The organism is Lysobacter sp. A421, from assembly GCF_054052145.1.
Map to the genome: position 1 here is coordinate 568,794 of NZ_JBSVRL010000001.1, position 24,780 is coordinate 593,573.

A 24,780-nucleotide genomic window follows, 5' to 3' on the forward strand; every position below is an offset into this window, starting at 1 on the left:
GGAGTGTCCGATGTCGCGCGCATACAACTTCAGTGCCGGTCCCGCCACACTGCCCGAGACGGTATTGCAGCAAGCCCGCGATGAGCTGCTGGAATGGCGCGGTGCGGGTGCGTCGGTGCTGGAGTTGAGCCATCGCGGCCCAGAGTTCATGCAGGTCGCCGCCGAGGCCGAGGCCGATCTGCGCCGGTTGTTATCCATACCGGACGACTACGCGGTGTTGTTCCTGCAAGGAGGGGCGACGACCCAACAGGCGCTGATCCCGCTGAACTTCGCCGCCCCCGGACAGGCTGCCGACTACCTGGTCACCGGCCATTGGGGCGTCACCGCCATGAAGCAGGCGCAGTCCTGCGTGGACGTTCGCATCGCCGCCGATGGCGCGCCCGGGGGGTATTGCGCCGTTCCCGCCCGTGACCAGTGGCGGCTGTCCGACGACGCGGCGTATGTTCATTACACCGCCAACGAGACCATCCACGGCGTCGAGTTTCCCGGCATTCCCTCGGTGGGTGATGTGCCGTTGATCGGTGATTTCAGCTCCAGCATTGCCGCCGAACCGATTGATGTATCCCGTTTCGGCGTGATCTACGCGGGCGCGCAGAAGAACCTGGGGCCGGTGGGACTGACTGTGGTGATCATCAGGCGCGACCTGTTGGAGCACGCTGGCCAGCCCCGCGCGCCGATCCTCGACTACCGCGAGCATGCGGCGCGTGGCTCGATGCTCAACACACCGCCGACGTTCAACTGGTACCTGGCTGGTCTGGTGTTCAAGTGGATGTTGGCCGAAGGCGGCGTCGCCGAATTTTCCCGGCGCAACGCTCGCAAGGCGGCGTCACTGTACGCCGCCATTGATGGCTCGGGCGGCTTCTACCGCAACCCGGTGGAGGCGGAAGCGCGCTCACGGATGAATGTGGTGTTTTCCCTGCGCGATCCGGCGCTGGAGCCCGTTTTCCTGGAAGAAACGGCGCAAGCCGGTTTGATTGGGCTGCGCGGGCACCGGGTCGTGGGCGGTGTCCGGGCGTCGATTTACAACGCGATGCCGGAAGCCGGGGTGCAGGCGCTGGTCGAATTCATGAATGACTTCAGCAAGAGGAATGGCTGAGATGGTTGCCAAGGCCAAGACCCCGACGTTGGGCGTGTTGCGTGAGCGTATTGACGGTATCGACCGCACGATCCAGGAGTTGATTGCCGAACGCGCGCAGTATGCCAACCAGGTCGGCAAAGCCAAGGGCGACCTTGCCGCGGCGATCGATTATTACCGCCCCGAGCGCGAGGCACAGGTGCTGCGCCGGGTGGTGGATCGCAATGACGGCCCGCTCGACAACGAGGTTCTGGTACGCGTGTTCCGCGAGATCATGTCGGCCTGCCTGGCTCAGCAGGAGCCGCTCAAGATCGGTTACCTGGGCCCGGAAGGCACGCACTCGCAGCAGGCGGTGTACAAGCATTTCGGCCATTCCATCCACGGCCTGCCGCTGGGCAGTATCGAGGAGGTTTTTGGCGAGGTTGAATCGGGTGCGGCGGATTTTGGCGTGGTGCCGGTGGAAAACTCCACCCAGGGCACGATCCAGTCGACCCTGGACACCTTCCTGGGCACCGACGTGAAGATCTGTGGCGAGGTCGAGCTGCGGGTGCACCAGCACCTGTTGTCGCGCAGTGGCCGGCTTGAGGACATCGAGCGGGTTTATTCGCACCCGCAGTCGTTTGCCCAGTGCAAGGCATGGTTGCGCCAGTACCTACCGCATGCCGAGAAAATTCCGTTGGGCAGCAATGCCGAGGCCGCACGCCGCGCCCGCAATGCCGATGATGCCGCGGCCATTGCCGGTATCAGTGCCGGCACCGTCTATGGCCTGAAAGCCGTTGCCGGCCCGATCGAGGACCGGCCGGACAATACCACCCGGTTCCTGGTGCTGGGCCGGGAACTGTTCCCGGCGTCCGGTAATGACCGCACCTCGCTGCTGATCTTCATCAAGGACCAGCCCGGCGCGCTGCATCATGTACTGGCACCGTTCGCGCGGCATGGCTTGAGCATGAACCGGATTGAATCGCGGCCCGGCCATACTGCCCGTTGGCAATACGCGTTCTTCGTCGATGTCGGCGGGCATATCGAGCAGGAAGCGATGCGCAAGGCGCTGGCCGAGCTGGACGAGTTTGCCGAGCAGGTCCGGGTGCTCGGTTCCTACCCGGTGGCGATCACGTGAGCGATGCGGCACGCGAGGACTGGGTTGGCCGCCTTGGCCATCCCTTGCGTGGCAGCGTGCGGGTCCCCGGAGACAAGTCGATCTCGCACCGAGCGGTGATGTTGGGTGCACTCGCCGACGGGGAGAGCCGTATCGACGGCTTCCTGCAGGGTGAGGACACTCGTGCCACTGCCCGCATCCTGGGCCAGTTGGGGGTACGGATCGAGAACCCGGGGGAGGGCAGCTGTCTCGTCCACGGGGTCGGGCTGCACGGCTTGCGTGCAAGCGCCGAGCCGCTGGATTGTGGCAACGCGGGTACCGGCATGCGCTTGCTGGCGGGGTTGTTGGCCGGACAGGCCTTCGACAGCGTGCTTGTTGGTGACGCCGCGTTGTCGCGACGGCCAATGCGTCGGGTCACCGGTCCGTTGGCCGCGATGGGCGCCCGGATCGACACCGATACCGACGGCACGCCACCGTTGCGCATTACCGGCGGTGCGGCACTGCAGGGAATCGACTACGCGTTGCCGGTGGCCAGCGCACAGGTGAAATCCGCGCTGCTGTTGGCTGGGCTGTATGCCAGCGGCCCAACGGTCGTGCGCGAGCCGCATCCCACCCGTGACTACACCGAACGCATGTTGGCGGCGTTTGGTTGGCCGGTTCAGTTCGAGCCCGGCCTGGTGCGCCTGAGCGGCGGCCACCGCCTGCAGGCGACACCCGTGGTGGTGCCCGCCGATTTTTCTTCGGCCGCGTATTTCCTGGTTGCCGCCAGCGTGGTGCCAGGTTCGGAATTGCGGCTGGAGGCTGTCGGGATGAATCCCCGTCGCACCGGCCTGTTGCAGGTGCTGCGACAGATGGGTGCCGACATCCGCGAAGAGCAGCGCAGCAATGCTGGCGAACCGGTCGCCGACCTTGTGGTCCGACACGCACCCTTGCATGGCGTCGAGGTGCCGGTGTCGCTGGTGGCCGACATGATCGACGAGTTCCCGGCGTTGTTCATCGCCGCCGCCTGTGCCCGGGGGCGCACCGTGATCCGGGGCGCGGCCGAGCTGCGGGTCAAGGAATCCGACCGGATTGCGGCGATGGCGACAGGGCTGCGGACGCTGGGGATCGCAGTCGAGGAGACGGCGGACGGCGCGATTATCGACGGCGGCAGCTTCGGTGCCGGTGTGGTCGACAGCCACTCGGATCACCGCATTGCCATGAGCTTCGCGGTTGCCGCGCAGCTGGCGAAGGGCGAAGTGGAAATCACCGATGTCGCTAACGTCGCAACGTCGTTTCCCGGTTTTGTCGAGATCGCCGGCCGCATTGGCATGGGACTGCGGCTTCGGTGCGGACGCATGGACGGGCCGCCCACCTAGCGCGGCTGAAGATCGCGTCAGATCGCGTCAGTCCGGGCGTGTTGTGCTCGCCGACGTTCACTCGCCGACGATCAGCGGTTCGGCGCAAATTCGACCGGGATGTTCACCGTGCCGACCGTCGGTTGACCATCCTGTCGCGCCGGATGGAATCGCCAGCGTTCGACAGCATTCACGGCAGCGCGATCCAGGTCGCGCGAACCACTGCCGTTGATTACCTCGACCGAAGTCGGGACGCCATCGGGACCAATGCGGGCGCGTACCAGCACGACGCCGCTGTCTCCGCGACGCAGCGCGCGGCGAGGGTAGCGGGGGGCCGGTGTGCTTCCAGCGATCGGGCTTGGCTGGCTTGAAGCCCCCGCATCCGCACCGGAAGGCGGCGGGACCGGCGGCGTGCTGGTGGGCGCCGGAGCCGCAGGTGGTGCTACCTCGACCAAACGTGGCTGCGCATTCTGGTCGTCACCGTCCTCGGCCCTGGCTTCGTCAGGATCCAGGCCACTGGCTTCACGGTTGCCGGCAGTGGACGGGACCGGCAGCGGGCGATAATCAGGTGCGCCGGCGGTCGGTGGTGTCTCGCCGGCACGGAAGAAGTCATCCTGGTTGCGGTCCGCAGACCAGACCCACGCGAACAGCAGCACGCCGGCCAAAAAAGCCAGCCCGACCCACAACAATGTGCGCCAGGACGGCAGCCAACGGGAGTAGTCCCGGCGCGGTGGTTGCGGGTTGGAGGAGGACTCTGGCATGGCTGATCCGATGACGATGACCCCGATATTGTGCATGGATGCCGTTAACGCGTTGCCAACTGGTCCCGCCGCCGAGCGATCCACGCGATAATCGGACTCCCATCCACCACCCGGTCCCGACATGCTTGACCCCAACCTGCTGCGTCAACAGCCCGCCGAACTGGCCGCCCGCCTGCGCGAAACGCGTGGCCACGATCTCGATCCCGACGCGCTGCAGGCGCTGGAGATCGAGCGCAAGCAGATCCAGGTGCGTACCCAGGAGTTGCAGAACCTGCGCAACACCTGCTCCAAGGCGATTGGCCAGGCAAAGGCGAAAGGGGAGGACGCGGCACCGCTGATGGCGCAGGTTGCCGGGTTTGCCGATGAGCTGAAGGCCAGCGAGGCGCGGCTGGACGTGCTCAAGGCCGAGTTGGACGCGATCGCGTTGGGACTGCCGAACCTGCCACAGGACGGCGTGCCGATCGGCGCGGATGAGAGTGGCAATGTCGAGCAGCATCAGTGGGGCACGCCGCGCGCGTTCGATTTCAAGGTCAGCGACCACGTCGAGCTCGGCGCCCGCAACGGCTGGCTCGACGGCGATACCGCTGCAAAACTCAGTGGTGCGCGCTTCACCGTGCTGCGCGGACAGCTCGCCCGGCTGCATCGCGCACTCGCCCAGTTCATGCTCGATCTGCACACCAACGAGCACGGTTTTGAGGAGACCAACGTGCCGCTGCTGGTCAACACCGACAGCATGCTCGGCACCGGCCAGTTGCCGAAGTTCGAGGACGACCTGTTTGCGACCGAGATCGGCGATGCCGCGTCCGCGAGCAGCCGGCGCTACTTGATCCCGACCTCGGAGGTGCCGCTGACCAACACCGTGCGTGACGAGATCGTGGATGACGCGGTGATGCCGCTGCGCATGACCGCACACTCGATGTGCTTTCGTGCCGAGGCCGGCGCCTACGGCCGCGATACCCGCGGCATGATCCGCCAGCACCAGTTCGAGAAGGTCGAGTTGGTGAGCATCGCCCGGCCATCGGAGTCCAATGACGAGCACGAGCGCATGACCCGGTGTGCCGAAGTGGTCCTGGAAAAGCTCGGTCTGCCGTACCGCCGCATGTTGTTGTGCTCGGGCGACATGGGTTTCTCCGCCGCCCGGACGTTCGACCTTGAGGTCTGGCTACCGTCGCAGGAGACGTATCGGGAAATTTCGTCGGTCTCCAACTGCGAGGCGTTCCAGGCCCGGCGCATGCAGGCCCGCTGGCGCAACCCGGCTACCGGCAAGCCCGAGCTGGTGCACACCCTCAATGGATCAGGTGTCGCGGTAGGTCGCGCTTTGATCGCGGTGATGGAGAACTACCAGCAGGCCGATGGCAGCATCACCGTCCCCGAAGCGTTGCGCCCGTACATGGGAGGCCTCGAGAAGATTGCCTGAGCGGGTGTCCAAATCGTCAGGGCAATTTCCGGTGCCGCAGCAAACCTGTCAGACATTTCCGGGTTGCGCTGTCCAATGTGATGACATCGATCGGGCGGTTGTTGCGCCGGCGTAACCAAGCTGATCAAATATAAGTCGATGTTCCGCTGGTGGAATTGCCGCGCATGCATGATTTGAACGATCTTTACTACTTCGCGTTGGTGGTCGAGCACTCCGGCTTTGCTGCCGCCGAGCGTGCGATAGGCATTCCAAAGTCCCGTTTGAGCCGTCGTATCAGCCAGTTGGAGACCGATCTGGGCGTCCGCCTGCTGCAGCGCTCGACCCGCCGCTTTGCCGTCACCGATGTCGGTAACGCGGTCTATCGTCATGCGCAATCAATGTTGGCCGAAGCGCAAGCGGCGCGGGAAGTGGTCGACCGCCTGAGCGCGGAGCCGCGCGGCGTGGTTCGGGTCAGCGTACCGGTCGGTGCGGCCCAGCAGCAGATGCCGAAATTACTGCCCGAGTTTCTTGCCCGTTACCCCCAGGTCCGGGTGCAGTTGCTGGTCAGCAATCGGCGCGTGGACGTGATCAACGAGGGGATCGACGTCGCCCTGCGTGTGCGTACCAAGCTCGATGACGACGGCAGTCTGGTGATGCGCAGCTTCGGCCAGATCCAGGAACTGCTGGTCGCCAGTCCCGACTACCTGCGCAAGATGGGCCGACCACAGACGCCCGCGCAATTGGCCGAACACGTCACCATGAGCATGAGCGAGGACGATGCGCGCCAGCGATGGGAGCTGCATGGTCCCGAAGGCGACGTGCAACGCATCGAGATCAAGCCGCGGGTGATGGGGTTCGACCTGCCGATGCTGTTGTCGCTGGCGATCCAGGGCGTTGGCATCACCTTGTTGCCGGAGACGGTCTGTGCCGACGCGGTCCGATCGGGCCAGCTGGAGGTCGTGTTGCCGCAGTGGCGCTTGCCGCAAGGTATTTTCCACGCCGTGTTCGCTTCGCGCCGCGGCATGTTGCCGGCGGTACGGGTGTTCATCGACTTCCTCGCCGAGAAGATCCCCGCGATGGTCGACAGTGCACACCTGGGTTGCGCCGACATCAAGGGCCAGCCCTGCAGCGAAAGCGAACTCAAGGCGTTCCGGCTGTGACGAATCCGCGCCCACTCGTGCGAGAATAGCGCCGCGCCGGATCGCAGCCACGCGATCGCAAACGCGCAACAGCAGCGCGCAACAGCATACGGAGAGATGGCCGAGCGGTTTAAGGCACCGGTCTTGAAAACCGGCGAAGGGTCAAACCTTCCGTGGGTTCGAATCCCACTCTCTCCGCCATCTGCCGCTTCCCCAGGTTGCACCTGAACAGCCCGCCGCGTAGCCTCCGGTTACGGAGTGTTCTGGAGGGAAAGGGATGGCCATTACTGTATTCATCGTCGACGACCATGCATTGGTGCGCACGGGGATGCGCTTGATCCTGTCGACAGAGACGGACATCGAAGTGGTTGGCGACGCCGAGAGCGGTGAGCTGGCCTTGCCGTTGATCCGTAAGCTGAAGCCCGACGTGGTGCTTTGTGACCTTCACCTGCCGGGCGTGAGTGGGCTTGAGGTGACCGAACGCGTGGTCAAGGGGGACCACGGCACCCGGGTCATCATCGTGTCGGTGTTGGAGGATGGGCCGCTGCCGCGCCGATTGCTTGAAGCGGGTGCGTTCGGTTATGTCGGCAAGGGCGGTGATGCAACCGAACTGCTGCGGGCCGTGCGCGAGGTCGCGGCGGGCAGACGCTATCTGGCCAGCAACATCGCGCAGCATCTGGCGTTCTCCGGTCTCGCGGGGAGCGAGACACCCTTTGACGTGCTTTCTCCACGCGAGCTGGAGGTGGCGCTGTTGTTGGTCCAGGGGTTGCGTCAGGAGGAGATTGCGCGGCGCTTGAGCCTCAGCGCGAAAACGGTCAACACCCACAAGACCCGCTTGTTTGACAAGCTGGCGATCACCGACAGCATTGCCCTGGCGCGACTGCTTGGGCAATACGGCGTGGCGGAACCCGCAACCGCCCTGTAACAAAAAGCGGGCCGCTCGATCGAGCGGCCCGCCTGGTTACAACAACCGCTGTAATCCGACGTCAGGCGCTGTGTTCGTCCTCTTTGCGAGGCGCGTCCTGGCGCTCCGGCTTGTCGGACGTCGCATCCGCCACGACCTTTACCGCCGCTTGTGCCGGCGAGGCGGGAGCCACGGCGGGCGTGGCATCGAACAGACCTGCGGTCTGCGGCTGGGTGGTGCCATTGTTGGCGGCGGGTGAGGCCTCCGATGGCGACACCACGACAGCGGGCGCCTGGTGTGATTTGGACGGCGCAATCTCGTCGCTGACCACCTCGCTGACCGGGCTGGCTTCCGGCGACGCCGTTGGCGCATCCACGACCACAGGGTCGGCGACGGGGTCTGGTTCCGGAACCACCGCTGTCTCCACTACCACCACCGGTGCCGGGATGACGGCCTCGGTACTTGGTGCGGGAGCCGGAGTTGGAGTCGGATCCACTACCGCTACAGCGACCGGTGCTGCCGGAGTTTCGCTTGCCTGCGACGGCTGCTCACCCGGGTCGGTGGCCTCGACCTCTACTACCGGGGTTCCGGCGATATAGCCGGATCGCCTCTGACCAGGCGAGTGGGGGCCGGTGGTAGCCGGATCGTAAGCGCTCGTGCTGGCGGGCTCGACGGTGGGCCGATCAGCCACGGCGTCGTCGGTTGCGGCAACCGTCGATTTCGATCGGGCGGGGCGCGGTTGGCGCGGCGTCCGGGGCTTGCGTGGCGGGCGTGCGCTGGCAGCACTGGTGGCGTCTTTCTGCACTGAAGATTCGTCGTCCTTCGAAAGCTCATTGCCTGGCTCGCTGGCAGCGGCTTGGGCTGGCTTGTCTGCCTCGTCTGCCTCGTCGGCCTCGTCCGCTTCGTCGGCTTTATCCGACTTGTCCGCCTTCTCTGGCTTCTCCGCCTTTTCAGTGGAGCTGGAGCTGCCGTCGATTTCATCCTCGAAGTCGAATTCCGGCTGCGACCGGCTGACCACTGCGACGGTGGCTGCTTCCGTGTCGGTGTCTTCATCACCCAGTACGCCAGTGTCCAGCGATTGGTCCTCGGCTGCACCATCGGCTCCGCCGCGACGGCGGCGGCGGCCACCGCGACGGCCACGACGCCGCCGTCCGGTACCTTCGCCGGCAGCATCGTCATTGGTGCCGGAGTGCCCGGAATCGTTATCGGCCTGGACGCTGCCCTTGTCAGGTGCACGGTCTGCGTCGTTGACCTGGTTGGCGGCAGCCTCGTCGCGGTTCGCCGATAGGGCTTCGGCACCCGCCATTCCGACCGCGGCTACAGGCAGTACCGCGCCCGTGTCACTGGTGGGGCTGGTCACATCCGTTGCAACATCGACTGCCTGCGACGAGGGTTTCTCGCCACGCGGGGCGCGGGGCTGCCTGCCTGGCTTTGCAGTGTCGCCTTGTTGGCCGGCTGCGGCGATCTGCTCTTCGGTTTGCGGGCGGGGTTGGCGTTGCCTGGGTGGTTTGGCGTTGCGACCCGGCTGGGTGGAGCCGTTTTGCGCTTGCGATTTCTGCGCGCTGTCGTCCCGTGCCTGGCCATTGCCACGGCGGGAGTCGTCGCGGCGTTGACCGTCGCGGCCCTGCTTGCCACCACGACGCTGCCCGTTGCGCTCGCCGCGCTCGGTGCGGTCACCGCGACTGCGGTTGTCTTGCTGCTTGGCCGCTGGTTTGGCCTGGTCCGTGGCCGGTTGGCTGCCGCGGAAGAAGCGCATGACCCGTTCGACCATTCCTATCGAGTGGGTCGGGGCAACCACGGCGGCGGCCGGCACCGGAGCCGGTGTGACGTCGGCCACGCGTGGTTCGCGTTGCGGAGCCGGCTGGGTCGGCTTGACGTTGGTCACGGCCGGTGCGACCGGGATGTTCAGGTTGGCCTTGGTCAGCGCGTGGGTCGGCAGCTTGCGCGGGGTGCCCCGGTGGTAGCTCGGCCGGCTGCTTTCTTCGCCCAACTCATTCTCGCGCAGGCGGGTGACCTCGTAGTGCGGGGTCAGCAATTGCTCGTCGGCGACGATCACGATCGGCGCGCCATGGCGCTGCTCGATCTCGCTGAGCGCGCGCCGCTTTTCGTTGAGCAGGTAGTTGGCGATCTCCGTCGGTGCCTGGACCAGCACCTGTCCGGTGTTCTCTTTCATCGCGTGCTCTTCGCTCACGCGCAGGATCGACAACGACAGCGACTCAACGCTGCGCATCCGGCCATGACCTTCGCAACGCGGGCAGACCAGTTGGCTGGACTCCCCCAGGCTGGGACGCAGGCGCTGGCGGCTCATCTCCAGCAAGCCGAAGCGGGAGATGCGGCCAACCTGGACGCGTGCGCGGTCCTGCTTGAGGGAGTTTTGCAGACGGTTCTCGACGTCGCGCTGGTGCTTGTTGGACGACATGTCGATGAAGTCGATCACCACCAGTCCACCCAGGTCACGCAAGCGCATCTGGCGGGCGACTTCTTCGGCCGCCTCCAGGTTGGTATTGAGCGCTGTTTCCTCGATGTCGCTGCCGCGGGTCGCACGGGCGGAGTTGACGTCGACGGCGGTCAGGGCTTCGGTCTGGTCGATCACCAGCGCGCCGCCGGACGGCAGTCGCACCTCGCGCTCGTAGGCGTTCTCGATCTGCGACTCGATCTGGAACCGGTTGAACAGCGGGACGTCGTCGGTGTAGTGGCTGAGCTTGCGCAGATTGTGCGGCATCACCCGTTCGACGAACTCAAGTGCCTCGTCATACATCTCCTGCGTATCGACCAGTACCTCGCCGATGTCCGGGCGCATGTAGTCACGCAGGGCACGGATGATCAACCGCGATTCCTGATAGATCAGGAACGGTGCAGGCTTGGTCAAGGCGGCGTCAGCCACCGACTTCCAGACCTGCAGCAGGTAATCCAGGTCCCATTGCAGTTCTTCCGCGTCACGGCCGACGCCAGCGGTGCGGATGATCACGCCCATGTCATCGGGAATGTTCAACGCATCCATGGCGCGCTTCAGTTCGGCGCGATCCTCACCCTCGATCCGCCGCGATACGCCGCCGGCAGTCGGGGAGTTGGGCATCAGCACCATGTAGCGACCGGCCAGTGAGATGAACGTGGTCAGGGCAGCGCCCTTGTTGCCGCGTTCTTCCTTGTCGACCTGGACCACGACCTCCTGGCCTTCGCGCAGCAGTTCCTTGAGGCCGGCCTTGTTCGGGTTGACCCCGGCGGCGAAGTAGTCGCGGGAGATTTCCTTCAGCGGCAGGAAGCCGTGGCGATCACCACCGTACTCCACGAAAGCCGCTTCCAGCGACGGCTCCAAGCGGGTGATCTTGCCCTTGTAGATGTTGGACTTTTTCTGTTCTTTCGACGGTTGCTCGATGTCGATGTCGTACAGGTTCTGGCCATCGACAATCGCGACCCGCAGTTCTTCTGCCTGCGTCGCGTTGATCAGCATGCGTTTCATTGTTGCGTTCCTCGCGCTCAACCGCGCGGAACGCCCTGGCGTTTCGCCTCTGGACACTGCGTCCCGTCGCCGCGGCTTTGAACCCTGCATAACGGCAAGCCGTTGTGCGCGCGCTGACGTGACCTGACAATTTCCAGCGCTTCAACACCACGGCGTGCCGCGGGAGCGCTTGTTTTTGTTGCTTTCAAATTTTTCTGGGCCGGCGGCACGTCAGGCAAATGCCCTGGTGCCACGCGGGTCGTGTTTATCGAGCAGTCCTTGTGACAATAATGATGTGACAAGAACGGACGAGCCGAGGTTCCGCCGGACTGTCGCTGCTAACATGGCCGCCCCAAGGGCAGGGGTTAGACGCAGACCGGAACCGCAGGTCGGACTTTTGGCCCAGGCCCATGCCACCACTTGGATGACAGGGGCAACTCCCTGCGAAATCAAAACCTTATCTCGCGTCGCGAGTGTATCAGATAAGCCATAGCGAATGACCCATTCAGAAAGCACTGAAAACCATGCCGGCGCGCGTACGATCGCAGTGCCCGAAGACCGCGATGGTCAACGCCTGGACAACTTTTTGCTGGGCATCCTGAAAGGCGCCCCCAGGTCGCTGGTTTACAAGTTGGTCCGCTCCGGCCAGGTGCGTGTGAATGGGGGCAGGGCGAAGGCGGAACGCAAGCTGGAAGGCGGCGACAAGATCCGCATCCCTCCGGTTCGCATCAACGAGGTGGGCGAGAAGCCGGCCCCGCCGCAGGGATTCATGAATGCGCTCGATGCGGCCATCGTCTACGAGGACGCCCGGCTGCTGGCGTTGAACAAACCGTCGGGGGTCGCCAGCCACGGTGGCAGCGGGATCAGTTTCGGGGCGATCGAGACCTTGCGGGCCTTGCGGCCCGGCCACACCCTGGAGTTGGTCCACCGGCTTGACCGGGACACCTCCGGAATCCTGGTGATTGCCAAGAAGCGCTCGGCGCTGACCGAGATGCAGGCCTTGATGCGCGAAAGCAGCGGCGGTGCGGGCGGGATCCGCAAGCGCTACCTGGCGTTGTTGAGCGGACGCATGCCGGACGGGGTCATGACCGTGGATGCGCCGCTGCACGTTGGATTGCGCCAGGGCGGAGAGCGCCATGTCCAGGTCAATCGAGCAGGCAAGGCCTCACTGAGCCACTTCCAGGTGCTGGAGCGGCGCGGCGGGCAGTCTTATTGCGAGGTCCGGATCGAGACCGGGCGTACCCACCAGATCCGTGCGCACGCCCGGCACATTGGCCATGCGGTGGCTGGTGATGAGAAGTATGGCGACCCGGTGGTCAACAAGCGTTTGCGCGACCAGGCCGGACTGAAGCGCTTGTTCCTGCATGCGTCCACGCTGGAATTCGCGCTGGACGACGGCAAGACGCCTTATACCCTCAATGCGCCACTGGCACCGGAGCTGATCGAGGTTCTCGACCGACTGACGTGATCTGCGGCCGGCGCCAGTGTGGGTGGATCAGCGTTGTTCATCCAGCTGGAAGCACATCTGCGGCCGCATCGTGGGTGGGGTGAACGTCACCGGCACTCGCAAGTCGGATTCCACCGGTTCACCGCGGCTGGTGGCCGGCTCGAAACGCCAGGTCTTGACCGCCGCGACGGCCGCCTCGTCCAGTGCAGTATGCCCACTGCCGTTCTCGACCCGGACATCACTGATGTGGCCATCGGCGGTGATCTGCATGATCAGGCCAACCTCGCCGCCCACGTCGGCGCACGCCAGCTCTGGCGGATAGGTCGGCGGTGGGGTGTCGACGGCCAGCGGCTGGGTCGGCATGACCTTCGGTATCTGGACGGTGGTGTCGGGGCTGCAAGCGGTCAGCAGGGCCAATGACAAGGTTGCTGCAATGAGCACGGCAATGGAGCGGCGTGGGGTCGTGATTGCAGTCGCCTGGGGTGCGGGGATGGGTGGGATGGGCATCGGTGACATGGACATCTGTGACATGAGCATCACTCCGTGAGTGCCTGCGTTTTGGCCGCGCAGATGAAGTCGTTTTCGCTGAGTCCGCCAACATCGTGGGTCGAGTAACGCACGACGCAGCGGTCGTAATGGACACTCAGGTCCGGGTGGTGGTCCTCGCGATGGGCAATGAAGGCCAAGGCGTTCACGAATGCCATCGTCCGGTAGTAGTCCTTGAACTGGAACGTCTTGCACAGGGCACGGCCATTTTCGGCCAGTTCCCAGCCCGGAACTTCGACCAGCAATTCACGCACACGCACATCGCCGAGCTTGTGTTCACTGCCGCGACGGGGCGCGCAATGGGCGTGGGCGAGGGGGATCATGTCGTTCATCAGGGCTCCTTGGCTCGCTAACGGTTGTATAGCGTATAGACCGTTAGAATAGCGGCATGATCCAGATATCAGAATCCGCACAGACACATTTCCGCAAGTTGATCGAACGAGAGGCCCTGCCTGACCTTGGCGTGCGTCTATCGGCGGTCGATCCTGGCACGCCGCGCGCCGACGTGCGGCTGGAGTTCACCCAGCCGGGCGACCTGCAAGGTGACGAGTGGGCGATCGATTGCCATGGCTTCACGTTGTGGCTGGAGGCGGCCAGCGTGGAGGTCCTGGACGGGGCGGAGATCGACTACGAGAACCAGGCGACGGGCGGCCAGCTGCAGATCCGCGCGCCCAAGATCAAGGGCGTGGCGCCAGGCGAGTCGGCATCACTGGTGGAGCGCGTGCTCTACCTGGTGGAGAACGAGATCAATCCGCAGCTTGCCCAGCACCGGGGCAGTGTTTCCGTGTCGGAGGTAACGGCCGATGGGGTCGTGGTGCTGCGCTTCGGCGGTGGTTGCCACGGATGCGGAATGGCGGACATGACGTTGAAGAACGGCATCGAAAAAACCCTGCTGGAAAAAGTCCCGGGGGTAACCGCGGTGCGCGACGCAACCGACCACGAAACTGGCGCGGCGCCATATATCGCCCGCGAAAGCGGCGCCTGAGCCGGGCGATGCATCGTTGACGGTCCCGGTCGACGCATGGATCCACGCATTGCAGCTTCGCCTGAAGCTGATTGCACCGCATCGGCGCATGCCGCCGGGCGAGTTCCCGCCCGGCTGGCAGCAATGGTTTACATCGATGTCGCCGCGCGCCGGCGCGGTGACCGGCGCCAGCGCCCGGTCGATCGCGGCGGCAATGGCCGAGCGTCCCTTGAAGGCGCCGCCGCGTGCGTCGGCACCACTGAGCCGATGGCAGGCGCTCACGGCGCTGGGCCGTCAGCAATGGGAACCCGCCCAACGTGACGAGCGTGGGCTTCGCTGGTTCGCCGCAGTTGCTTCGGTCGGCTGGCACGTGTTGCTGGCGGCAATACTGGTCTGGCTGATCTACCAGCAATACATCAATCGGTCCCATCCTCCACCCAAGGGCGAAGAGATGGTGGTGCAGATCGAGTACGTCGGTGAGGGAACTCCCGACCAGGTGGGGGGTGGGCCGGCCACGGAACCCGGGGAGCAGGAGAGCACCCCCGCGCCGCCGACGCCGACGGCGGTTGAGGATGCCTCGGATACTCCTTCGCCGACTAGCTCTGCGCCACCGCCGGTAGCAGTCGAGCAGCCGACCCCCGAGCCGCCTGCGGTCACCCCGGCTCCGCCGTCGCCGCCTGAGGAGCCAGAAACTGCTGAAACGGCGGCAGCACAGGCCAGTCAGCCGCTATCGGTCAGCGCGCCGGTGGCCAATGTAGACGATGACTTTGTGTTGCCGCCGACCGCCGAGCGCCTGGATGCACCGGCCTTGACGGCGCCCGAACTGCAAATGTCGGTACCCACCATCGAGGTGGCGGATGTGCCGGCCGCGCCGCGCCCGGTCGTGTCGATCATTGAAGCATCGCCGGCGGCCCCGCCGGTTCTGGAGCAGCGTCCTGCTGAAGTGGTCGTGCGCGAGATCCCCATGCCGCTGCCAAGCATGCCGCTGCCAAGCATCCCGCCGCCCCGGTTGTCACCGTCAACCGTGGTGCGACCCACGCTGGCCGCCCCGCCAAGCGAACTCCACGCCCCTGCATTGCAGGCACGGGAGATTCCTGCCGTCACGACGGCCCCTGCCGTGTCACCCAAGCCATCGACTACTGCAATGCCGACCGTCAGCCAGTCTGCTGAGCCGGCTGAGCCGGCGGCACAACAACTCTCGCGGGCGATCAAGCCCCCTGGTGCCGCCGATCAACCCGGCGTCAGCTCCAATGCGGGTCCAAAGCAGACGCCCACCGCCGGCGGCTGGCCCGATCCGAAGCGTGGCGACGACTGGGGTGCGGACACGCAGGAGCGCCCGGGCCAGCAACTGGGCCAAGCGGACGGTTTGTACAAGAGTGATGGCAGCGCGAAGCTGGCGGAGACGCCTGGTTCGGCATCACCGGGCAAGCCGCCGGGCACGATCACCGATGAGATCGTCAACCTCGACCGCAACGGTACCTGGCTCAAGCGTGCGCCAACCGATTACGAGCCAACCGCCTTTGATCAGTACTGGCGCCCGACCGAAACGCTGCTGGAAGAGTGGGTCCGCAAGAGCGTTAGCACGATCCGCATCCCGATCCCCGGTACCAGCAAACACATCGTCTGCCACACGGTGCTGTTGGCGCTTGGCGGAGCATGTGGCATCAGCGATCCCAATCTCGCCGACCAGCCAGCGACGGCGCGGCCATCACCGGATATCCCATTCAAGCCGGAGCTGCAGGAAGATAATGGCAGCGTGCCGGCGGGCGACTGACGGCTTGGCAGCAATAAAAAAGCCCGCGTCAAGCGGGCCTTTTTACTGGTGACGGTTCCTGGTGGGAAGCAGCAGCTTGGCTACTTGTCGTGGGATCCAGCCAGGTTGACCAATTTGCTGTCCCGCGATCCAAAATAAGCGCTCAAATTGGCGATCTGCTGGTCGGTCAGGTCCTGCGCCTGGGACGACATCAATACATGTTCGCGGCTGCCGTCGCGATAACCTTGCAGCGCGTGGGCAATGTAGTCGGCGTATTGCCCACCAATGACCGGATACGTCGGGTCGATCGGTGCGGAGCCTTCCGCTCCGTGGCAATCGATGCACGATTGGCCGGTTGCCGCGCCCTTGGCATTGGCCTGTTGCTCGCCGGCGGCGATGCTGCCGGCAGGCAAGCCGGCCGAGGAGGAGCTCAGTGCGGCGTGTTCGCCATCGGCGGGAGCATCTGATGAGCATGCCGACAGGGCCAGCATCGTGGCGAGCAGAACAGGAGCGATGGCGAAATTGCCGCGGATCGTCATTGGCATCTGTTCTCTCACTTCAAGTTGGAAAGGAATGCGGTGATATCGGCAATGTCCTGGTCCGAGAAACCCCGGGCCTGGGCCTGCATCGTGGGATGGCTGCGCGTGCCGTCCCGATAGGCGTGCAATGCATTGCTCAGGTAGGCCGCGGGCTGGCCGCCGAGCTTTGGCACGTGGTAATTCGGATAGGCGTTCTTGTAGCCATCGATCCCGTGACAACCTTGGCAGGTGTAGGTCAACAGGAAGCCACGCTCGGCAGCGCTGGACGAGTCGTTGGTCCCGGCAGTGGCGGGATCCTGGGCCATCGCCGGGGCGGCGAGGAGGGTGAGCGCCAGGCAGGCGGCAATAGTCAGCGGTCGCATCATGGTGTAGTCCGCAATCTCTTTGGCTGGATAGGTGTTTAGCGGGGCAGGTGGACTTACGCGTATCCACGGTGCTCGCGCATAATCTACAAAGTATAGCTCGCGTTCATCGTTCCATGAAGGCATGCCCATTGGCAACCGGGTTCCTTCGCTGCCGGGTATCACCGGACATGTCGGCGTGACCTTCGGGGGATAGGATCCGGTCAGCTATACTGATATACATAGCTACAACACCGGCATGCGGTCGAAGCGGCACATGCACACACACATTCCTCGGGGTCACTTGATGCGCCAGCCTATTTTTTCACCCACCGGTAGCGGCCTGCGCGTCGTTGCGTTGGCACTGCCCTGTTTGTTGCTGCTGGCGGCCTGTTCCGGTGGCAAGCCAGACCCGGGTGCTGACAAGGCAGGCAGCGAAAAAACTGTCGAAGCGGTGCCGGTGGAGGTCGCTGCTGTCACCCAACGACCGATGGCCGCCAGCTACACGGGGACCGCGCCGTTGGAGGCGCCCACCGAATCCCAGGTCGTTGCAAAGACCTCCGGTGTCGCCCTGGACGTGCTGGTAGCCGAAGGCGAGCACGTCCAGGCAGGCCAGGTCCTGGTGCGGCTCGATTCGGACCGGGCGCGACTGCAGCTGGCACAGGCCGCCGCGCAACTGGGCAAGCTGCAGAACCAGTTCGAAAGGGCGAAGACGCTCGCGGCCGAGCAGTTGATTGCCGCATCCGACTATGACCAGATCCGCTACGACCTGGCCAATGCCAAGGCCGCCAACAAGATGGCCCAGTTGGAGCTGTCGTATGCCAGCGTCAAGGCGCCGATCAGCGGCGTGGTCGCGTTGGTCACGCCCAAGGCAGGCAATTTCGTGCAGATCAATACCCCGATCGTGCGGATCGTCGACACCTCCAGGCTGGAGGCCACCCTGAACGTGCCCGAGCGGGAGCTGTCGGTGCTGAAGCCCGGCCAGGAGGCGCAGTTGCGGGTGGACGCATTGCCGGGCAAGAGCTTCGTCGGCATCGTCGATCGTGTCTCGCCGGTGGTTGATGCCGGCAGCGGCACCTTCCGGGTCATTACCCGGTTTGATGGCGTCGGCATATTGCGGCCGGGCATGTTCGGTCGTATCAGTATCGATTACGACCAACGTGCCAACGCCTTGGTGGTGCCCCGTGTCGCATTGCTGGAAGACCAGGGCGATTCGGCGGTGTTCCTGCTGAAGGACGGCAAGGTGGCACGCACGCCGGTGCAACTGGGTTACATGGACGGTAGCTGGGCCGAAATCCGTGGCGGGCTGAGCCTGGGCGATCGGGTGGTGGTTGCCGGCAAGAGTGCGTTGCGTGACGGCAGCGCCGTGGCGGTGGTTGACGCGCCCGCCGATGAGCCAGCGCGGGTTGCCGACAGCGCGCCGACCAAACAGCCGCCGGCTCCTGCGCCGACGGCGGCGACCGACCAGTAGGCCGGGCCGAACGTGAGCGATATCAACGATCCTTCCCGCCCGATGCCCGACCCGCATCGTTCCGCCGGTTTCAGCCTGGTCGAGTTTTCCACTCGTCGCCGGGTCACCGTGGCGATGGTCACCATCACCTTCCTGTTGTTCGGGTTGATCGCGCTGGGCAACCTGAAGGTCAACCTGCTGCCCGACCTGAGCTATCCGACCCTGACCGTGCGCACCGAATACGTCGGTGCGGCGCCCACCGAGATCGAGACCCTCATCACCGAGCCGGTGGAGGAGGCGGTCGGCGTCGTCAAGGGTCTGCGCAAGCTCAAGTCGGTCTCGCGTACCGGCCAGAGCGATGTGGTGCTGGAGTTTGCCTGGGGCACCGACATGGACCAGGCCGGACTGGAAGTACGCGACAAGATGGAGGCCTTGCAGCTGCCACTGGAGGCCAAGCCGCCAATACTGCTGCGCTTCAATCCCTCTACGGAGCCGGTTCTCCGGCTGGCGCTGTCCACCACGGCCGACGACGACAGCCTTCGCCACCTGTCGGTGCTGCGTCGCTATGCCGAAGAAGACCTGAAGAAGAAACTCGAGCCGGTGGTGGGCGTTGCCGCGGTCAAGGTCGGCGGCGGCCTGGAGGATGAGATCCATGTGCTGATCGACCAGCAGAAGCTGGCCCAGCTGAACCTGCCCATCGATACGGTGATCCAGCGGCTGGCTCAGGAGAACATCAATATCTCCGGCGGCCGGCTGGAGCAGGGTAGCCAGCGTTACCTGGTACGTACCGTCAACCAGTTCGCCAGCGTCGAGGAAATCGGCAACATGCTGGTGACCACCAGCAGCGGTGGCGACAACGCGGCGCAGGACGCGGCCGCACAGATGGCGCGGGTCGCAGCGGCGTCAGGATCCGCCGATGCGATGGCGGCGGCGGCTTCCGTGCAGAGTGCGTCGTCTGGCAGCTCCGGCGCGATTGCCGGGGGCAAGGCGGTCCGGCTCAAGGACATTGCCGAGGTCACCCAGGGCCACAAGGAGCGCGAGTCGATCATCCGCGTGGATGGCAAGGAAGCCGTCGAGCTGGCGATCTACAAGGAAGGCGATGCCAATACGGTGGCCACCGCCGATGCCGTGCACCAGCAACTGGTACTGATCCAGGAACAGATCCCGCCCGATATCGGTCTGACCATTATCGAGGACCAATCGACGTTCATCCGCCACGCCATCAGTGACGTCAAGAAGGATGCGGTGATCGGCGGCTTGCTGGCGATCCTGATCATCTTCCTGTTCCTGCGCGATGGCTGGAGCACGTTCGTCATCGGGCTGTCGTTGCCGGTGTCGATCATCACCACCTTCTTCTTCATGGGGCGACTGGACCTGAGCCTCAACGTGATGTCGCTGGGCGGGCTGGCGCTGGCGACCGGTCTGGTGGTGGATGACTCGATCGTGGTGCTGGAATCGATCGCCAAGGCGCGCGAACGCGGGCTGGGCATCCTGGAGGCGGCGATCAAGGGCACCGGTGAGGTCAGCATGGCGGTGGTCGCGTCCACCTTGACCACGATTGCGGTATTCCTGCCGCTGGTGTTCGTGGAGGGTATCGCCGGCCAGCTGTTCCGCGACCAGGCGTTGACCGTGACCATTGCGATTGCGATCTCGCTGGCGGTGTCCATGACCCTGATCCCGATGCTCAGTGCGCTCAAGGGGCGACCGCCGCTGGCGTTCCCGGAAGAGGCGGCGCATCCGCAATGGAAGCCGGAGTCCCGGTTGGCGAAACCCCTGGCCATGGCCGAGCGTGGCGTCGGCGCCGGTGTACGCGGCGGCTTCTTCGGACTGGCGTGGGTGGCGGTGCGCTTGTGGCGTGGGCTCTCGGCCGTGGTCGGCCCGGTGATGCGCAAGGCCAGCGACCTGGCGATGAAGCCCTACGACCGTGCCGAGCGCGGTTACCTGAGGTTGCTGCCTGCGGCATTGGCGAGGCCGCTGGTGGTGCTGGGAGCGGCGGCGATGGTGTTCGTGCTGTCGTTGCTGCTGGTGCCGCTGCTGGGCGCGGACCTGATCCCGCAACTGGCCCAGGACCGCTTCGAGATGACCGTCAAGCTGCCGCCGGGCACACCATTGCGCGAGACCGATGCGCTGGTGAGCGAGCTGCAGGAAAAAAATGCCGACGCGCCGGGGATCCGAACCATGTATGCGGTCAGTGGCAGCGGCACGCGGCTGGACGCGAGTCCGGCGGAGAGTGGGGAGAACATCGGCAAGCTGAGCATCGTGATGAGCGATGGCGGCAGCGAGGAAATCGAGACGGCGACCACCGAACAACTGCGCAAGACGATGCAGTCACACCCCAGCGCGACGGCGGATTTCAGCCGGCCACAGCTGTTCAGTTTCTCGATGCCGCTGGAGATCGAACTGCGTGGCGGCGACCTGGATTCCATAAAGAGCGCCGGCCAGGAAATGGCGGCGATGCTGCGGGCCAGTCCGCATTACGCCGACGTCAGCTCCACGGTCGAGCAGGGTTTTCCGGAGATCCAGATCCACTTCGACCAGGAGCGCGCTGCCGCCTTCGGGCTGACCACGCGGCAGATCGCCGATGCTGTGGTCGCGAAGGTGCGCGGTGAAGTCGCCACCCGTTACAGCTTCCGCGACCGCAAGATCGACGTGCTGGTACGCGTGGAGGAGACCGATCGTGGCTCGGTGGAGGACATTCGCCGGCTGATCGTCAACCCGGGCGGTGCTGCGCCGGTACGGCTGGCGTCGGTCGCCGATGTGGTGGCGACCACCGGTCCCAGCGAGATCCATCGTGCCGACCAGGTGCGGGTCGCGATCGTGTCGGCCAACCTGCGCGACATCGACCTGGGTAGCGCCGTGACCGAGGTGCAGCAGATGGTCGATCAGAACCCGCTGGGCGCCGGGGTTCAGATGCATATCGGCGGCCAGGGCGAAGAGCTGTCCAGCTCGATTCGTTCGTTGAGCCTGGCGTTCGGGCTGGCGATCTTCCTGGTGTACCTGGTGATGGCATCGCAGTTTGAATCGTTGCTGCACCCGTTCGTGATCCTGTTCACCATTCCGTTGGCGATGGTGGGCGCGATCCTGGCGCTGTTCCTGACCCGCTCACCGGTGTCGATCGTGGTCTTCATCGGATTGATCCTGATGGTGGGGCTGGTGACCAAGAACGCGATCATCCTGATCGACAAGGTCAACCAGTTGCGCGAAGCGGGCGTGGCCAAACACGAGGCATTGGTGGAGGGCGCGCGCTCCCGGTTGCGGCCCATCGTGATGACCACGATGTGCACGCTGTTCGGCTTCCTGCCGCTGGCGCTGGCGTTTGGCGAAGGCGCCGAGGTGCGCTCACCGATGGCCATCACCGTCATTGGCGGCTTGCTGGTGTCCACGCTGTTGACGCTGGTGGTGATTCCGGTGGTGTACGACCTGTTGGATCGGCGTCCGGACCAGTATTACCGCACTCGCGCGCACCGCACTGAGCCCCACCCGGAGTCGCTGGGGTGAACATCTCCGAGATGAGTCTCAGGCGCCCGGTCACCACGATGATGCTGTTCGTGTCGATGGTGGTGATTGGCCTGATCGCTGCGGTGCGGTTGCCCCTGGAAGCGCTGCCGGCGATCTCGTTCCCGGCCGTGTTCGTCAACTTGCCGTATCCGGGTTCGACGCCCGAAGAGGTGGAACGCACGGTGCTGCGCCCGGCCGAGGAAGCGTTGTCCACGATGAGTGGGCTGGAAAGCCTGCGTGGCACGGCGACCTCGGATGGTGCAAGGCTGCAGGTGATGTACTCGGACTGGGACACCGATGTGCAGATTGCCGCGTCGGAGGCGCGCGAGCGACTGGATGCCATCCGCGACGATTTGCCCGACGATCTGCAACGCTATTTCGTCGGCAACTGGTCCAGCAGTGATGATCCGATACTGGAGATCCACCTGGCCGGCGACACCGACCTGAGCCAGGCGTATGACCTGATCGAGCGCGAGTTCCAGCGTCCGCTGGAGCGTGTGGACGGGATCGCCAAGGTCGAGATCGGCGGCGCGCCGGCCAACGAGATCGAGATTGCCATCGACCCCGACCGGTTGACGGCCCACGGACTCAGCCTCAACGAGCTGACCCCGCGCCTGCAATCGTTGAACTTCTCCATGGCGGCGGGCGAGATCGAGGTGGAAGGGCGCCGCCTGCGGGTGCAGCCGGTCGGTGAGCTGACCGACCTGGACGAGTTCCGCCAGTTGGTCATCAACGACGCCGGCGTGCGGCTGGGTGATATCGCCGAAATCCGCATCAAGCCCGAGCGCGTCACCGGCGCGCGCCAGCTCGACGGGCGCCCTTCGGTGACCCTGGACATCTTCAAGGAGCGTGAGGCCAACCTGGTGGATGTTTCCCGGCGCGCGCTGGAGGAACTGGAACGGATCCGCCAGCAGCCGGCATTGAGCGGTATCGAGATCAAGGTCGACGACAACCAGGGCAAGGAGGTCACCAGTTCGCTGCTGGAGCTGGCTGAAGCCGGTGGTATCGGCTTGCTGCTGTCGATCGCGGTGCTGTACTTCTTCCTGCGCCACTGGCCGTCGACATTGATGGTGACCCTGGCGATCCCGATCTGCTTCGTGATGACACTGGGCTTCATGTATTTCGCCGGCGTCACCCTCAATGTGTTGTCGCTGATGGGCTTGCTGCTGGCGGTCGGAATGCTGGTGGACAATGCGGTAGTGGTGGTGGAAAGCATCTACCAGGAGCGGGAGAAACTCCCCGGACAGCCGGTTCAGGCCTCGATCGTCGGTACCCGCAACGTCGCCATCGCATTGTCGGCGGGCACGTTGTGCCATTGCATCGTGTTCGTCCCCAACCTGTTTGGCGAGACCAATGACATCAGCATTTTCATGTCGCAGATTGCGATCACCATATCGGTGTCGCTGCTGGCGTCGTGGCTGGTGGCCGTCAGCCTGATCCCGATGCTGTCGGCGCGGATGAAGACGCCGCCGGCAGTAAGCAACGAAGGCGGAATCATCCATCGGCTGCAGAAGCGCTATGCACGTTTGCTGCGGTGGACCCTGGACCATCGCGGCTGGAGCGTGTTCGGGATCGTGTTGATCATTGCCGTCAGCATCGTGCCGATGACCCAGACCAAGATCGAGATGTTCGGTAGTGATGACGGCAAGGAGGTCGAGATCTTCTACAAGTGGCAAGGCAGCTACACCAAGGAGCAGATGGGCGAAGAAGTCCGACGTGTCGAGCAGTACCTGAACGAGAACCGTGAGCGCTTCCATATCGTCCAGGTGTATTCGCAGTATCGGGAGCAGGGCTGGGCCGAGACCGAGGTGTCGTTCGACGACTCGGTCGAGGATCCATCCAAGCTGGGCGAGATCATCAGCAAGGAGTTGCCAAAGTCGGCGCGCGCGAAACTGGGTGTCGGCCGCAGCCGCGGTGACGGCGGGGGCGCGGGCAATATCGAAGTGCATTTGGTGGGCGACTCGACCAAGATACTGGAGAACCTGGCCGAGGATGTCGTGCCGATCCTCGCCCGTAATCCGGAGCTGCGCGACGTGCGCATTGACAGCGGTGACCAGAACAACGAGTTGACGGTGCGCGTTGACCGCGAACGTGCCGCGGCATTTGGTTTCAGCACCCAGGACGTTTCCCGCTTCGTATCATTGGCATTGCGCGGCGCACAGCTGCGCGACTTCAAGCGTGACCAGACCGAGATCCCGGTATGGGTGCGCTTCCAGGGCGCCGACAACTACGGAATGGAGGACATCGCGGCGTTCACCGTGCGCGCCCCCGATGGTCGTACCGTGCCGCTGATGGCGATGGTTGATGTCAACGTGCAGGAGGCGGCGACCGATATCCGCAGGACCAACCGGCAGACCCGGTTGACCATCCAGGCCAACCTGGCCAACGACGCCACCGTGCCGCGCGCCCGTGAGGTGATGGAGCAGACCCTTGACGGCGTTGCGTTCCCGCCTGGTTATGGCTACAGCTTCGAGGGCAGTGCTTTCCAGCGCGACTCCAAGGCCCAGAACCAGATGATGTTCAACCTGGTCATCGCGCTGGTGATGATCTACGTGGTGATGGCGGCGGTGTTCGAGTCGCTGTTGTTTCCCACCGCCATATTGAGCTGTGTGCTGTTCTCGGTATTCGGCGTGTTCTGGCTGTTCTGGATCACCGGCACCACGTTCTCGGTGATGGCGTTCATCGGCATCCTGGTGTTGATGGGGGTGGTGGTGAACAACGGGATCGTGATGATCGAGCACATCAACAACCTGCGCCGCCGCGGCCTGTGTCGCACCGATGCCCTGGTCGAAGGCAGCCGCGAGCGCTTGCGGCCGATCCTGATGACGATGGGCACGGCGATCCTGGCGATGGTGCCGATTGCGCTGAGCGAGACCCAGGTGTTGGGCGGGTTGACCTACTTCCCGATGGCGCGCGCGGTTGCCGGCGGTCTGGCGTTCTCGACCGTGGTCAGCCTGCTGTTCCTGCCCACCATCTATGCGCTGCTGGATGACCTGCGTAACGGGTCGGTAAGGATCGTACGCAAGGCAAGGGGAGCAACGCCGGCGCCGCTGACGGGTGGGCTCAACGAAGCCTGACGGGTTTCGGCAACGTTG

18 protein-coding genes and 1 tRNA gene are annotated in these 24,780 nt (G+C 64.7%); 13 read left to right on the top strand and 6 right to left on the bottom strand.

Features of this window, described 5'->3' with window-relative positions:
* Nucleotides 1-10 precede the first annotated feature (10 nt).
* From serC to aroA, 3 genes are read left to right on the top strand one after another with little or no spacing between them, the layout of a single operon-like run.
* On the top strand, nucleotides 11-1,096 hold the full coding sequence (gene serC / locus ACW7G6_RS02660; protein WP_456979340.1) for a 3-phosphoserine/phosphohydroxythreonine transaminase: 1,086 nt from the start codon (nucleotides 11-13) through the stop codon (nucleotides 1,094-1,096).
* Nucleotides 1,089-2,192, top strand: coding sequence for a prephenate dehydratase (gene pheA / locus ACW7G6_RS02665; protein ID WP_456979341.1), 1,104 nt, complete (start codon nucleotides 1,089-1,091; stop codon nucleotides 2,190-2,192). The genes serC and pheA overlap by 8 nt, the downstream gene beginning before the upstream one ends.
* Nucleotides 2,189-3,529 (top strand): 3-phosphoshikimate 1-carboxyvinyltransferase, encoded by a 1,341-nt coding sequence (gene aroA, locus ACW7G6_RS02670; protein WP_456979342.1) that lies wholly within the window; start codon nucleotides 2,189-2,191, stop codon nucleotides 3,527-3,529. Before pheA ends, aroA begins: the two co-directional genes overlap by 4 nt.
* 71 nt (nucleotides 3,530-3,600) lie before the next feature.
* Here aroA and ACW7G6_RS02675 read toward each other — a convergent pair whose 3' ends face one another.
* The gene (locus tag ACW7G6_RS02675; RefSeq protein WP_456979343.1) at nucleotides 3,601-4,269 is read right to left on the bottom strand and encodes an energy transducer TonB; all 669 of its coding nucleotides are present in this window, start codon (nucleotides 4,267-4,269) and stop codon (nucleotides 3,601-3,603) included.
* Nucleotides 4,270-4,390: 121 nt separating this feature from the next.
* On the opposite strand from ACW7G6_RS02675, the gene serS reads away from it, so the two are divergent.
* The 4 genes from serS (at nucleotide 4,391) to ACW7G6_RS02695 (ending at nucleotide 7,729) form a co-directional block, all read left to right on the top strand.
* A complete protein-coding gene (serS, locus tag ACW7G6_RS02680; RefSeq protein WP_456979344.1) occupies nucleotides 4,391-5,686 on the top strand; it encodes a serine--tRNA ligase in 1,296 nt (431 codons plus the stop codon).
* 149 nt (nucleotides 5,687-5,835) lie between these two features.
* A complete protein-coding gene (locus ACW7G6_RS02685; RefSeq protein WP_456979345.1) occupies nucleotides 5,836-6,825 on the top strand; it encodes a LysR family transcriptional regulator in 990 nt (329 codons plus the stop codon).
* 90 nt (nucleotides 6,826-6,915) lie between these two features.
* Nucleotides 6,916-7,005, top strand: a tRNA-Ser gene (locus ACW7G6_RS02690).
* Between the two features lie 76 nt (nucleotides 7,006-7,081).
* Nucleotides 7,082-7,729: a response regulator gene (locus ACW7G6_RS02695; protein WP_456979346.1), complete on the top strand. Its 648-nt coding sequence runs from the start codon at nucleotides 7,082-7,084 to the stop codon at nucleotides 7,727-7,729.
* Between the two features lie 61 nt (nucleotides 7,730-7,790).
* On the opposite strand, the gene ACW7G6_RS02700 is transcribed toward ACW7G6_RS02695, so the two are convergent.
* A complete protein-coding gene (locus ACW7G6_RS02700; RefSeq protein WP_456997509.1) occupies nucleotides 7,791-11,168 on the bottom strand; it encodes an Rne/Rng family ribonuclease in 3,378 nt (1,125 codons plus the stop codon).
* A 475-nt stretch (nucleotides 11,169-11,643) separates the two neighbouring features.
* On the opposite strand from ACW7G6_RS02700, the gene ACW7G6_RS02705 reads away from it, so the two are divergent.
* Nucleotides 11,644-12,615 carry an RluA family pseudouridine synthase gene (locus ACW7G6_RS02705; protein ID WP_456997510.1) on the top strand — a complete coding sequence of 324 codons (972 nt, stop codon included), beginning with the start codon at nucleotides 11,644-11,646 and terminating at the stop codon, nucleotides 12,613-12,615.
* A gap of 27 nt (nucleotides 12,616-12,642) precedes the next feature.
* Here the strand turns inward: ACW7G6_RS02705 and ACW7G6_RS02710 are convergent, their stop codons facing one another.
* Nucleotides 12,643-13,125: an energy transducer TonB gene (locus tag ACW7G6_RS02710; RefSeq protein WP_456997511.1), complete on the bottom strand. Its 483-nt coding sequence runs from the start codon at nucleotides 13,123-13,125 to the stop codon at nucleotides 12,643-12,645.
* A 5-nt stretch (nucleotides 13,126-13,130) separates the two neighbouring features.
* Nucleotides 13,131-13,472, bottom strand: coding sequence for a 4a-hydroxytetrahydrobiopterin dehydratase (locus ACW7G6_RS02715; RefSeq protein WP_456979349.1), 342 nt, complete (start codon nucleotides 13,470-13,472; stop codon nucleotides 13,131-13,133).
* A gap of 56 nt (nucleotides 13,473-13,528) precedes the next feature.
* Between ACW7G6_RS02715 and ACW7G6_RS02720 the strand changes: the two genes are divergently transcribed.
* Together ACW7G6_RS02720 and ACW7G6_RS02725 are read left to right on the top strand one after the other, a co-directional pair.
* Nucleotides 13,529-14,125 (top strand): NfuA family Fe-S biogenesis protein, encoded by a 597-nt coding sequence (locus ACW7G6_RS02720; RefSeq protein WP_456979350.1) that lies wholly within the window; start codon nucleotides 13,529-13,531, stop codon nucleotides 14,123-14,125.
* Between the two features lie 49 nt (nucleotides 14,126-14,174).
* Complete coding sequence (locus tag ACW7G6_RS02725; protein ID WP_456997512.1) at nucleotides 14,175-15,878, top strand: hypothetical protein; 1,704 nt, start codon at nucleotides 14,175-14,177, stop codon at nucleotides 15,876-15,878.
* Nucleotides 15,879-15,958: 80 nt separating this feature from the next.
* On the opposite strand, the gene ACW7G6_RS02730 is transcribed toward ACW7G6_RS02725, so the two are convergent.
* A complete protein-coding gene (locus tag ACW7G6_RS02730; RefSeq protein WP_456979878.1) occupies nucleotides 15,959-16,396 on the bottom strand; it encodes a c-type cytochrome in 438 nt (145 codons plus the stop codon).
* Between the two features lie 14 nt (nucleotides 16,397-16,410).
* On the bottom strand, nucleotides 16,411-16,758 hold the full coding sequence (locus ACW7G6_RS02735; RefSeq protein WP_456979879.1) for a c-type cytochrome: 348 nt from the start codon (nucleotides 16,756-16,758) through the stop codon (nucleotides 16,411-16,413).
* 286 nt (nucleotides 16,759-17,044) lie between these two features.
* Here ACW7G6_RS02735 and ACW7G6_RS02740 point away from each other — a divergent pair, with 286 nt between their 5' ends.
* The 3 genes from ACW7G6_RS02740 to ACW7G6_RS02750 are packed head-to-tail and all read left to right on the top strand — an operon-like array spanning nucleotide 17,045 to nucleotide 24,762.
* Nucleotides 17,045-18,208 (top strand): efflux RND transporter periplasmic adaptor subunit, encoded by a 1,164-nt coding sequence (locus ACW7G6_RS02740; protein WP_456997513.1) that lies wholly within the window; start codon nucleotides 17,045-17,047, stop codon nucleotides 18,206-18,208.
* Between the two features lie 42 nt (nucleotides 18,209-18,250).
* Nucleotides 18,251-21,685, top strand: a complete 3,435-nt coding sequence (locus ACW7G6_RS02745; RefSeq protein WP_456997709.1) for an efflux RND transporter permease subunit — start codon at nucleotides 18,251-18,253, stop codon at nucleotides 21,683-21,685.
* On the top strand, nucleotides 21,682-24,762 hold the full coding sequence (locus tag ACW7G6_RS02750) for an efflux RND transporter permease subunit (protein ID WP_456997514.1): 3,081 nt from the start codon (nucleotides 21,682-21,684) through the stop codon (nucleotides 24,760-24,762). The genes ACW7G6_RS02745 and ACW7G6_RS02750 overlap by 4 nt, the downstream gene beginning before the upstream one ends.
* The last annotated feature ends 18 nt before the right edge of the window (nucleotides 24,763-24,780 follow it).